This is a genomic window from Pseudomonas sp. GW822-FHT06D10 (genome assembly GCF_058799535.1).
Genome location: NZ_JBXALN010000008.1, coordinates 229,100 through 239,921 on the forward strand (window position 1 = coordinate 229,100; position 10,822 = coordinate 239,921).

12 protein-coding genes are annotated in these 10,822 nt (G+C 65.1%); 11 read left to right on the forward strand and 1 reads right to left on the reverse strand.

Annotated elements, in window-relative coordinates; translation table 11 throughout:
* Positions 1–8 precede the first annotated feature (8 nt).
* Positions 9–917 carry a TIGR01777 family oxidoreductase gene (locus tag AC1RL5_RS25500; RefSeq protein WP_011063389.1) on the reverse strand — a complete coding sequence of 303 codons (909 nt, stop codon included), beginning with the start codon at positions 915–917 and terminating at the stop codon, positions 9–11.
* Between the two features lie 194 nt (positions 918–1,111).
* Between AC1RL5_RS25500 and AC1RL5_RS25505 the strand changes: the two genes are divergently transcribed.
* From AC1RL5_RS25505 to AC1RL5_RS25555, 11 genes are all read left to right on the forward strand, one after another.
* Positions 1,112–2,098, forward strand: coding sequence for an NAD(P)/FAD-dependent oxidoreductase (locus tag AC1RL5_RS25505; protein WP_011063390.1), 987 nt, complete (start codon positions 1,112–1,114; stop codon positions 2,096–2,098).
* Complete coding sequence (locus AC1RL5_RS25510) at positions 2,095–2,310, forward strand: TIGR02450 family Trp-rich protein (protein ID WP_072450936.1); 216 nt, start codon at positions 2,095–2,097, stop codon at positions 2,308–2,310. The genes AC1RL5_RS25505 and AC1RL5_RS25510 overlap by 4 nt, the downstream gene beginning before the upstream one ends.
* A gap of 122 nt (positions 2,311–2,432) precedes the next feature.
* Positions 2,433–3,383 (forward strand): YbgA family protein, encoded by a 951-nt coding sequence (locus AC1RL5_RS25515; protein ID WP_492589885.1) that lies wholly within the window; start codon positions 2,433–2,435, stop codon positions 3,381–3,383.
* Positions 3,384–3,386: 3 nt separating this feature from the next.
* On the forward strand, positions 3,387–4,322 hold the full coding sequence (locus AC1RL5_RS25520; protein WP_072450938.1) for a MerR family transcriptional regulator: 936 nt from the start codon (positions 3,387–3,389) through the stop codon (positions 4,320–4,322).
* Positions 4,323–4,335: 13 nt separating this feature from the next.
* Positions 4,336–5,781 (forward strand): deoxyribodipyrimidine photo-lyase, encoded by a 1,446-nt coding sequence (phrB, locus tag AC1RL5_RS25525; protein ID WP_093408180.1) that lies wholly within the window; start codon positions 4,336–4,338, stop codon positions 5,779–5,781.
* Positions 5,774–6,199: a nuclear transport factor 2 family protein gene (locus tag AC1RL5_RS25530; RefSeq protein ID WP_072450940.1), complete on the forward strand. Its 426-nt coding sequence runs from the start codon at positions 5,774–5,776 to the stop codon at positions 6,197–6,199. The genes phrB and AC1RL5_RS25530 overlap by 8 nt, the downstream gene beginning before the upstream one ends.
* Entirely contained in the window at positions 6,196–6,966 is a 771-nt protein-coding gene (locus tag AC1RL5_RS25535) for an SDR family NAD(P)-dependent oxidoreductase (protein WP_065365196.1), read from the forward strand. Before AC1RL5_RS25530 ends, AC1RL5_RS25535 begins: the two co-directional genes overlap by 4 nt.
* The gene (locus AC1RL5_RS25540; RefSeq protein WP_492589887.1) at positions 6,963–8,210 is read left to right on the forward strand and encodes an NAD(P)/FAD-dependent oxidoreductase; all 1,248 of its coding nucleotides are present in this window, start codon (positions 6,963–6,965) and stop codon (positions 8,208–8,210) included. Before AC1RL5_RS25535 ends, AC1RL5_RS25540 begins: the two co-directional genes overlap by 4 nt.
* A complete protein-coding gene (locus tag AC1RL5_RS25545) occupies positions 8,207–9,022 on the forward strand; it encodes a DUF1365 domain-containing protein (protein ID WP_065365195.1) in 816 nt (271 codons plus the stop codon). Before AC1RL5_RS25540 ends, AC1RL5_RS25545 begins: the two co-directional genes overlap by 4 nt.
* Positions 9,009–10,280 (forward strand): SAM-dependent methyltransferase, encoded by a 1,272-nt coding sequence (locus AC1RL5_RS25550; RefSeq protein ID WP_072450942.1) that lies wholly within the window; start codon positions 9,009–9,011, stop codon positions 10,278–10,280. The genes AC1RL5_RS25545 and AC1RL5_RS25550 overlap by 14 nt, the downstream gene beginning before the upstream one ends.
* A complete protein-coding gene (locus tag AC1RL5_RS25555; RefSeq protein WP_072442504.1) occupies positions 10,273–10,788 on the forward strand; it encodes a DUF2878 domain-containing protein in 516 nt (171 codons plus the stop codon). The genes AC1RL5_RS25550 and AC1RL5_RS25555 overlap by 8 nt, the downstream gene beginning before the upstream one ends.
* Positions 10,789–10,822: the final 34 nt, after the last annotated feature.

The following is a 10,822-nucleotide window of genomic DNA, read 5'->3' on the forward strand; positions in this document are numbered from 1 at the left end:
GCAACGTCCTATTTCAGAGGCGGCTGGACACAGGCGTCCAGGGCCGCAGGCAAATCAGTGAACTGGAAAGTGAAACCCGCTTCCAGCAACCGCGCGGGAACGGCACGCTGGCCTCCCAGCAACAGCAACGACAATTCACCCAAGGCCAGGCGCAGGAAAAACGCCGGCAGCGGTATCAGTGCAGGCCGGTGCAGCACCCGCCCCAAGGTCTTGGCGAACTCGCGGTTGCGCACCGGTTTTGGCGCGCAGGCATTATAAGGACCCTGCGCCCCAGGCTGATGCACAAGAAAATCAATCAGGGCGATTTGATCGTCGATATGAATCCACGGCATCCATTGCCGGCCGTTGCCGATCGGCCCGCCCAGCCCCAGCTTGAAGGGCAGCAGCAGGCGCGACAAAAAGCCGCCCTCGGGCGACAGCACCAAACCGGTGCGCACCAGCACCACACGCACGCCCATGGCTTCGGCGCGCTGGGCAGTTTCTTCCCAGGCAATGCACAACTGGCTGGCAAAGTCCTCGTTGACCGGGGGCGAATCCTCGCTCAGTTCCCGTTCGCCACCGTCGCCGTACCAGCCCACCGCCGAGCCCGACACCAGCACACCGGGTTTGTGTTCGCGGCTTTCGAGCCAGGCCAACAGGGTTTCGGTCAGGGCGATGCGGCTGTGCCAAAGCAGCGCCTTGCGCTTGTGGCTCCAGGGCCGATCGGCGATCGGCGCCCCGGCCAGGTTGATCACCGCGTCCACCGGGATCTGGTCCAGCTCTTGCAGCGTCTTGACAGCCCGCACCTGGGGACCGCACAGGGCGGCAACCTTATCGGGTTGGCGAGTCCATACACTCAACTGGTGACCCTGGGCCTGCCAGTGACGACACAGGGCACGCCCGATCAAACCAGTACCGCCGGTCAGCAATATATGCATGACATCTTCCTCGCGTGGCGTTTTACCCGAATCACTAGTCTATTTTTATAAGCAGGGATCTTTTCAATCGGACAGGCTGTGTTTTAACGATAGACAACCTGAACAACCGATGACGCCGAAAGCTATACCAAAAAACAATATTGTACAGGTTTTGGCGGCGGCGTAATCTGTACAGAAAGGTAAACGAGGCCCCTATGACAGTACCCATCGCAATCATTGGTACCGGCATCGCCGGACTCTCCGCCGCCCAGGCGCTACGAGATGCCGGGCATACCGTCCACCTTTTCGACAAAAGCCGCGGCAGCGGCGGGCGCATGTCGAGCAAACGCAGCGATGCCGGCAGCCTGGACCTGGGAGCCCAGTACTTTACCGCCCGTGACCGTCGTTTCGTCACCGAAGTCCAGCGCTGGCAAGCCAAGGGCTGGGTCGCCGAATGGACGCCACAACTCTACAACTCCCACGGCGGCCAGCTCAGCCCCTCGCCGGATGAACAGACCCGCTGGGTCGGCACTCCCCGCATGAGCGCCATCACCCGCGCGCTGATCGGCGACCTCGAGGCCCACTTCGCCTGCCGCATCACCGAAGTCTTCCGCGGCGAACAGCATTGGCATCTGCAGGACGCCGAAGGTTTCACCCACGGCCCTTTCAGCCACGTCGTGATCGCCACGCCGGCACCACAGGCCACTGCCCTGCTGGCCGCCGCGCCGAAGCTTGCGGGTGTCGCCGCCGGGGTGAAAATGGACCCAACCTGGGCCGTCGCCCTGGCCTTCGATACCCCTCTGGAAACCCCCATGGAAGGCTGCTTCGTGCAGGACAGCCCGCTGGACTGGCTGGCCCGCAACCGCAGCAAGCCCGGGCGCGACAGCCACCTCGACACCTGGGTCCTGCATGCCACCAGCGCCTGGAGCCGGCAGCACATCGACCTCTCGAAAGAAGCCGTGACCGAACAACTGCACGGTGCCTTCGCCGAGCTGCTGCACAGCGTCATGCCCGCCCCGACCTTCAGCCTGGCCCACCGCTGGCTCTACGCCCGCCCGGCCACCAGCCATGAATGGGGCGCCCTGGCCGACGCCGATCTGGGCCTGTACGTTTGCGGCGACTGGTGCCTGTCCGGCCGCGTCGAAGGCGCCTGGCTGAGCGGGCAGGAGGCCGCGCGCCGGCTCCACGAGAGCCTGCAGTGAATCGCCTCAACCCGCGCAAACTGCTGCTGTCGAAGTGGACAGCAGCCCACCCGCAACACCGTGAGAAACACTTCCTGGTTACCGAGCTGTTCTGCGATGAACAAGGCACCGTGCTGGACATCGAATTGCAGGCGGTGCTCACCCGACGCAGCCAGCGCCTGAGCTGGCAGACCCTGCAGAACGAGCGCGACTGGCACATGGGCTGGCAATAACCTGGCGCATCCGCGTCGGCGGATACCTATACAAATAATTTGACTTGTACAACTTTAATTCTATGATGGATAAAAGTTGTACAAGCCACCGTTCTTGTACAGGTATACCCGGAGGTTGAACCATGTCTGCCAAGCCGAAAATCGCCATCAGCGCCTGCCTGATGGGCGTCGAGGTCCGCTACAACGGCGGGCACAAGGAATCTCGCTTGTGCAGCCGGGTGCTGTGCGACTACTTCGATTTCGTGCCCCTGTGCCCGGAAGTCGCCATCGGCCTGGGCACGCCCCGGGAGCCGATTCGCCTGGTAGGCCCCCCCGAACAGCCACGGGCCACAGGCACACGGGACAGCAGCCTGGACGTCACCCAGCCCCTGGCCGACTACGCCGAACACATGGCGGGCCAGTTGGGAGATATCTGCGGCTACATCTTCATGCAGAGCTCCCCTTCTTGCGGCCTGGAGCGAGTCAAGGTGTACCAGGCCAACGGCATTCCCCATCGCAGCGGCGGGCGCGGCATCTACGCCCAGGCCTTCTGCGCCCGGCACCCGGACCTGCCCGTGGAGGAAGCCGGACGCCTGAATGACCCGGTGCTGCGGGAGAACTTCCTGACCCGGGTGTTCGTCTATCGCGACTGGCAGGCCCTGGTTCAGCAAGGGCTCAGCCGCCGTGCCCTCACCGACTTCCACTCACGCTGCAAATACCTGCTGATGGCCCATCACCCCGAACAGTACAAGGCCCTGGGCAATCTGTTGGGCAGCATGGGCAAGGGCGATGCGACGCTGATCGGCCCACGCTACTTCAGCCAGTTGATGGAAGCGCTGAGCCGCTGCGCCACCCGTGGCACCCACAGCAATGTGCTGCAGCACATCAGTGGCTACTTCAAGCGGGCCATCAGCAGCGAGGACAAGCAGGAAATGCAACGCCTCATCAGCCAGTACCGCCAGGGCATCGTGCCGCTGGTGGTGCCCCTGACCCTGCTCAAGCACCACTTGCGCCAGAACCCCGATCCCTACATTGCCCAGCAACTGTACCTGCAGCCGCACCCCGAAGACCTCAGCCTGCGCAACGCGATCTGAGCCATGAAACTCTTCCCCCCAGCGGTCGACGAAGACACCGCCCCGGATACCGACTGCCAGGAACAGGGCTGGCTGCCGATCCGCGAGGTGGCGCGCCAGACCGGTGTCAACGCAGTCACCTTGCGGGCCTGGGAGCGCCGCTACGGGCTGATCGTGCCCCGGCGCACGCCCAAGGGCCACCGGCTGTATTCCAGCGAGCAGGTGCAGCAGATCCTGACCATCCTCACCTGGCTCAATCGAGGGGTTGCGGTGAGCCAGGTCAAGCCCTTGCTGGACAGCGACACCAGCTCCAGCCCCCAGGTGGAGAATGACTGGCTGCACCTGCGCGCCGCCCTCGCCCGGGCCATCAGCCAGTTGGCCGAGCGCAAGGTCGACGACACCTTCAATCAGGCCATGGCGCTGTACCCGCCACGGACCCTGTGCGAGCACCTGTTGATGCCGCTGCTGGCGGAACTGCAACAGCGCTGGCAAGGCCAGTTCGGCAGCCAGATGGAACAGGTGTTCTTCTACTCCTGGCTGCGCAGCAAGCTCGGCGCCCGGATCTATCACAACAACCGCCAAGTGCAGGGCGCCCCGCTGTTGCTGGTCAACCAGTCGGACCTGCCACTGGAGCCGCACCTGTGGCTCACCGCCTGGCTGGCCAGTAACGCCGACTGCCCGGTGGAGGTCTTCGACTGGCCGCTGCCCGGCGGCGAACTGGCCCTGGCCACCGAACGCCTGCAGGCCCGGGGCCTGCTGCTGTATTCCGGCAAGGCACTCAACCCCGCCCAGTTGCCCAGGCTGCTCAGCGGCGTGGCCTGCAAAAAATTCATCGTCGGACCCGCGGTGTGCATCCACCCCGCCCAGTGGTCCGTATGTACCACTGAAATCGCCGATCTGTACCTGGCCCAGGACCCGATAGCGGCCTGCCAGCTACTGCTCGAGCGAGGACTTTTCTGATCCGGGAACCGATATGCAATTGATCTGGCTGCGCAGCGACCTGCGCCTACATGACAACACCGCCCTGAGCGCCGCCGCCCAGCGGGGCGCGGCCGTAGCGGTGTATCTGCTGAGCCCGGAGCAGTGGCTGGCCCATGACGATGCACCCTGCAAGATCGATTTCTGGCTGCGTAACCTGCAGTCGCTGAGCACCGCCCTGGGCCGCCTGAATATCCCGCTGCTGATCCGCAGCGCCGCCACCTGGGAGCAGGCGCCTCAGGTCCTGCTTGAACTGTGCCGGCAATTGCAGGTGCAGATGCTGCACTTCAACCAGGAATACGGCATCCACGAAAGCCGCCGCGATGCGGCCGTAACCCAGGCCCTGCAACACGCCGGAATCAGCGTCCAGGGTCATCTCGACCAATTGCTGTTCCAGCCCGGCAGCGTACTGACCAAGAGCGGCGGCTACTTCCAGGTCTTCAGCCAGTTTCGCAAGGTCTGCTACAGCCGCCTGCAGACCGCACTGCCGGCCCTGGTGAAGGCACCCGGGGCTCAGTTGCCGCTGTCGATCAACGCCGATCCGCTCCCGCAGCAGGTCGAAGGCTTTCCCAGCCCCACCCAAGCCCTGCGCGAGCTGTGGCCCGCCGGCGAGGACGAGGCGCAAAGGCGCCTGGAGCAGTTCAGCGATGAACAGATCCACTACTACCAGAGCGAACGCGACTTCCCGGCCAAACCCGGCACCAGCCAGCTTTCGCCCTACCTCGCCGCCGGCGTGATCTCGCCCCGCCAGTGCCTGCACGCCGCCTTGCGCGGCAACCAGGGCGAGTTTGAAAGCGGCAGCCCCGGGGCCGTCACCTGGATCAACGAACTGCTCTGGCGCGAGTTCTACAAACACATCCTGGTGGGCTACCCACGGGTGTCCCGGAACCGGGCCTTTCGCCCGGAAACCGAGGCGGTGAAATGGCGCCATGCCCCCGAGGAACTGGTGGCCTGGCAGGAGGCCCGCACCGGCCTGCCGATCATCGATGCTGCCATGCGCCAGCTGCTGGAGACCGGCTGGATGCATAACCGCCTGCGCATGGTGGTGGCGATGTTCCTGACCAAGAACCTGCTGATCGACTGGCGCGAGGGCGAGCGTTTCTTCATGCGCCACCTGATCGACGGCGACCTGGCGGCCAACAACGGCGGCTGGCAGTGGAGCTCGTCCACCGGCACCGATTCGGCGCCCTACTTCCGCATCTTCAACCCCATCAGCCAGTCGCAGAAGTTCGACAGTGAGGGGCGCTTCATCAAGCACTGGCTGCCGCAACTGGCGGGGCTGAACAAAAAAGATATCCACAACCCGGCGGCCATGGGCGGCCTGTTCGGCGTGCCTGGCTACCCGGCGCCGATCGTCGATCTTTCACGCTCCCGGGAGCGGGCCCTGGCGGCGTTCAAGGCGCTGCCCGCGCGAATGGATGCAGGGGTGAGCCATGAGTGACTTTCTCGACAACTTCGCCCGGGAGTTCGCCGCCCTCGACCGGCACAATCTCGACCGGCTGGAGCAGCTCTACAGCGATGACATCCAGTTCACCGATCCTCTGCACGAGGTCCAGGGGCTGGCTCAGTTGCGCGGCTACTTCGCCGAGCTCTACGCCAACGTCCGTGAGCTGCGCTTTGACTTCCACGGCAGCGACCTGTGCGCCGAGGGCCAGGGCTACCTGCGCTGGACCATGAGCTACCGCCACCCGCGCCTCAACGGCGGCGGCCTGATCCAGGTGGCGGGCTGCTCGTACCTGCAATGGCGCGACGCCAGGGTCTACCGCCACCGCGACTATTTCGACGCCGGTGCCCTGCTCTATGAACACTTGCCGCTACTCGGGGCGATGATCGCCTGGCTGAAACGGAGGCTCGGATGAAGCCTGCCATGCCACGAAGGGTCTGGCTCACCGGTGCCAGCAGCGGCATCGGCGCAGCCCTGGCCGAAGAACTGCTCAAGGCCGGGGCCCAGCTGGCGCTCAGCGCCCGTTCCCGCGAGCCCCTGGAGGCCCTGGCCAAGCGCTATCCGGGCCGAGTGCTGGTGGTGCCCGGCGACCTCACCGATGCCTTGCAGGTACGCGAGATCGGCAAGCGCATCGCCCAGGCCTGGGGCGCCCTGGACACGGTGATCCTGAATGCCGGGACCTGCGAATACATCGAGGTACAGCAGTTCGACGCAGCGCTGATCGAACGGGTGCTGAACACCAACCTGCTGGCCGCCAGCTACTGCATCGAGGCCGCACTACCGCTGTTGCGCGCAGGCAATCGCCCGTACCTGGTGGGCGTGGCCAGTTCGGTGACCTGTTTGCCACTGCCCCGGGCCGGTGCCTATGGCGCCTCCAAGGCGGCGCTGCGCTATCTGCTGCAGTCCCTGCGTATCGATCTTGCTGCCGAAGGCATCGACGTGACCCTGGTCAGCCCGGGTTTTGTCGACACGCCACTGACCGCACGCAACGATTTCCCGATGCCCATGCGCTGGACCGCCGAACAGGCCGCCCGGCATATCCACCGGCATCTGGGCAGGCGCCCCCTGGAGATCGCCTTCCCAGGTCTGTTCATCTTCGGCCTCAAGCTCTTGGCCTGGCTGCCCGGCCGCCTGCAACTGGGCATTGCCAGGCGCCTGGCCCGTAGCGGGGAAACATCGTGAAAATCGCCATCATCGGCAGCGGCATCGCTGGCCTGACCTGCGCCTATGTGCTCAACCGCCGGCATGACATCCGGGTCTACGAGGCCGGCAGTTGGATCGGCGGCCATACCCACACCGTGAACGTCAGCCTCAATGGCGAGACCCAGGCCGTGGACACAGGCTTCATCGTCTTCAACGACTGGACCTACCCCAACTTCATTCGCCTGCTGAAGCAGCTCGGGGTGCGCTACAAAGCCACCGAGATGAGCTTTTCGGTGTGCGACCCAGCCTCCGGGCTGGAGTACAACGGCAACAACCTCAACAGCCTCTTCGCCCAGCGGCGTAACCTGCTGTCACCGGGGTTCTGGGGCATGCTGCGGGACATCCTGCGCTTCAACCGGGCCTCCCAGCAGGACCTGCTGCAACAACGCATCGCCGCCGACACCACCCTGGGCCAGTACCTGCAAAGCCAGGGCTACGGCGAGCGTTTTATCCGCCACTACATCGTGCCCATGGGCGCAGCGATCTGGTCGATGTCGCCGGGGCAGATGCTCGGTTTCCCTTTGCAATTCTTCGTGCGCTTCTTCAAGAACCACGGCTTGCTCTCGGTGAGCAACCGCCCGCAATGGTGCGTGATCGAAGGTGGCTCCAGCCGTTACATCGAGCCGCTGACCGCAAGCTTTCGCCAGCACATCCATCTCGACTGCCCGGTGCGGCGGGTCGAACGCGATGAGCAGGGCGTACTTATCCACAGCGACGCCGGCAGCGAGCGCTTCGACAAGGTGGTGTTCGCCTGCCACAGCGACCAGGCCCTGCAACTGCTGTCCAGCCCGAGCGTCGCTGAACAGGAAATCCTCCAGGCCCTGCCCTACGCCGACAACGACGTGGTGCTGCACACCGACACCCGCCTGCTGCCACGCCGGCGCCTGGCCTGGGCCAGCTGGAACTACCGCCTCGACGCCAGCGCCGAAAAGGCCGCAGCCGTGACCTACGACATGAACATTCTCCAGGGCCTGCAAAGCAGCAGTACCTTCTGCGTCAGCCTCAACCAGAGCGCCGCCATCGACCCTTCGAAGATTCTTGCCCGCTACACCTACGCCCACCCGCAATACAGTCTCGGCGCGCTGGCCGCACAAGCGCGCTGGGGCGAACTGCAGGGCGCGCACCACAGCTTCTATTGCGGAGCCTACTGGGCCAACGGCTTCCATGAAGACGGCGTGGTCAGCGCCTTGCGCGTGGCCCAGGCCTTTGGAGAGCAACTGTGAACAGCGCCCTGTACAACGGCTGGATCAGCCACCGGCGCTTCGCCCCCAAGGACCATGCCTTCCGCTACCGGATCGGCCTGCTGTACCTGGACCTGGACGAGCAGGAAGCGGTACTGGGGCTCTCGCCCCTGGCAGGCCGCAGCCGTTTCGCGCCCTTCGCCTTCCGTGAAAGCGACTACCTGCCGACCTTCACCGGGCAGGGCATGCGCCTGATCGACGCGGTACGCCAACAGGTGGCCGCGGCCATCGGCCATGCCCCCAGCGGCGCAATACGCCTGCTGACCCAGGTGCGCAGCTGGGGGCTGGCGTTCAATCCGGTGAGCTTCTTCTATTGCTTCGAGGCCAACGGGCAACTGGCGGCGATTCTCTGCGAAGTCACCAACACCCCCTGGCGCGAGCGCTATCACTATGTACTGCCGGCCCGCCCGGGCACTGCCACAACGCCCGAGCACCAGCACTTCGCCGTGGCCAAGGCCTTCCACGTATCGCCATTCCTGCCCCGGGATCTGGAGTACCGCATGAGCTTCAGCCCGCCGGCCGAGCGGCTGGGCGTGCACATGGCCGACTGGCAGGGCGAGCTCAAGGTGTTCGACGCCACCCTCAACCTGCAACGCCAGCCCCTGGATCGACGCAGCCTGCACCAGTACCTGCGACATTTTCCATGGATGACCGCCAAGACCTGCCTGGCGATCTACTGGCAGGCCCTGCGCCTGGCCGCCAAGGGCATGCGCTTTTTCCCCCATCGGGCCGCCGTTGGCGCCTATCGCACAGCCGCCGTACAACCCAAGGATCGCCGCCATGAAATCCTCTAGCATCTCGGCCAGAACCCCCTTGCTCAGCACCCACAGCCTCACCGCCAGCCTGCTGCGCCGTGGCGTGCTGCGGCAACTGGCGCAGCTCAGGCACGGCCAACTGGTGGTCTGCGAAGAGGGCGAACGCCTGGTGTTCGGCAGCAGTGGTGCCGCCCTGCTGGGGGAAATCCACATCCACGACTCCAGCGCCTGGGGCCTGGTGGCCAGCAGCGGCTCGATCGGCGCCGGCGAGGCATTCATCCACGGCTACTGGAGCACCCCGGACCTGACCGCGGTGATCCGCGTGTTCGTCAGCAACCTGGACGTGCTGGACGCCATGGAAGGAGGCCTGGCGAAACTGGGCCGGCCGCTGATCCGCGGCCTGCACTGGCTCAACCGCAATACCCGCAAGGGCTCGCAGAAAAACATCGCGGCCCACTACGACCTGGGCAACGAGCTGTTCGAGCAGTTCCTCGACCCCACCATGATGTATTCCGCCGCGCAGTTTCGCAGCGCCGAAGACAGCCTGGAGCAGGCCCAGCTGAACAAGCTGCAACGCATCTGCCAGAAGCTGGCGCTCAAGCCCGAGGACCACCTGCTGGAGATCGGCACCGGCTGGGGCAGCATGGCCCTGTATGCCGCGCAACACTACGGCTGCCGGGTGACCACCACGACCCTGTCCAGGGAGCAGTTCGCCTATACCCGGCAGCGGATAGAGGCCGCCGGCCTGCAGGACCGGGTAACCCTGCTGCTGGAGGATTACCGCGACCTGCGCGGCCAGTACGACAAGCTGGTGTCGATCGAGATGATCGAAGCCGTGGGCCACCGCTTCCTGCCCACCTACTTCAAGCAATGCGCGCACCTGCTCAAGAGCAACGGCCTGATGCTGCTACAGGCCATCACCATTCGCGACCAGCGCTATGAGCAGGCGAAAAATGGCGTGGATTTCATCCAGCGCTACATCTTTCCCGGTGGCGCCCTGCCCTGCGTACAGAAGATGCTCGAAGTGGTCAGCCGCGACACCGACATGAACCTGCTGCACATGGAGGACTTCGGCCTGCATTACGCCCGCACCCTGCGCCTGTGGCACGAGAACTTTCGCCGCGCCCATGGCCGTCTCGGCGAACTGGGCTACGACGAATACTTCCTGCGGCTCTGGGAGTTCTACCTGTGCTATTGCGAAGGCGGCTTCCTGGAACGCAGCATTGGCACCGCCCAACTGCTGCTGGCCAAACCTGCGGCCGCGCCACAACCAGTGCTCGGGCGCCTCGATGCCTAGGCAACTGGTCAATGCCCTGCTGTTCCAGCTGGGCTGGTTCATCTGCGTGCTCAGCGGCGACAGCCTCTGGCTGCTGCTGGGGGTGGCGATCCTGCTGGCGCATCTGCACTGGATCGGCCGCTGGGCCGACGAAGGCCCGATGATCGTCGGCATTGCCCTGATCGGCATCGCCCTGGACAGCTTCCTCAGTTGGCTCGGGGTGTTTCAGTTCCAGCAAGTCAGCCTGCTGGTGCCCTTGTGGCTGATGCTGCTCTGGGCCCTGCTGGCCACCACACTGCGCCATGGCCTGGCCTGGAGCGCCCGGCCCTGGTGGCTGGGGTGTGTGCTGGGGGCATTGGGCGGGCCGCTTTCCTACTACGCCGGGGGGCGCCTGGCGGGAGTGACCTTTCCCTACGGCACCGGCCCCACCCTGCTCGGCCTGGGGCTGCTCTGGGCGCTGCTATTGCCGCTGCTGCACGTGCTCGCGCGGCCGGCACCGCAAGAGCCGCCACTGGTCACCGGAGACTGAGCATCCGTCCGGGCTTTAACACAGCCCGGGCTCA